Origin of the sequence: Elstera litoralis, from assembly GCF_000963705.1 — a bacterium.
GTDB classification, from domain to species: domain Bacteria; phylum Pseudomonadota; class Alphaproteobacteria; order Elsterales; family Elsteraceae; genus Elstera; species Elstera litoralis.
On record NZ_LAJY01000989.1, the window covers coordinates 1 to 602 of the forward strand.

Here is a 602-nt window from a genome sequence, read left to right on the forward strand (position 1 = left end):
TTATGCGAGCTATGCGAAATCGATGGTGTCGCAAAACGCCATCGTCGCCAGCAAGACTTCGGCCGATGCCGATTTCCAAGTGGAATTCGTGCGCTCGCTGCAAAGCCAAGCCTCGGAGCTCGAAGGCGTGAATGTGGACGAAGAAATGGCCAATCTGGTGACCTACCAGAACGCCTATTCGGCCTCCGCTCGAGTTGTGACGACCATCAATGAAATGTTCGATACCCTGCTGGGTATCGGCGCTTAAGACACGCTGACGAGGAGAGACGCACATGCCCAGCCGGATCGGAAGTGAAGCGCTATTTCGCTCGCAGCTCAGCTATCTGCAGCGCATCCAATACCGACAATCCTTGGTGGATGAGCAGATCAGCACGGGCTTTAAGTCCCAAACCTTCGCGGGTGTGGCGTCCGACGCAGGCTCGATCATTTCCGCCAGCGGGATGATGGCGAAGATTGATCAGTATAATCGCAACATTAGCATTGCGACCAATCGCATGAAGCTGATGGATAGCTCGCTTGCAGCGATCGACAAATCGATCAGCACGCTGAATGGCTATCTGGCGCAACTATCGGATGCGACGACGCCCCCGGATGTGCCCACG

Annotated in this window: 2 protein-coding genes; both read left to right on the plus strand. The window is 55.5% G+C overall.

The features are described 5' to 3' along the window. Nucleotides 1–247 (plus strand): flagellar basal body rod C-terminal domain-containing protein (locus VZ95_RS21095; protein ID WP_045777620.1); only part of this gene is annotated, 247 nt, incomplete at its 5' end. A 25-nt stretch (nt 248–272) separates the two neighbouring features. After that, nucleotides 273–602: hypothetical protein (locus tag VZ95_RS21100; RefSeq protein WP_045777621.1), on the plus strand; the 330-nt coding region annotated here is incomplete at its 3' end.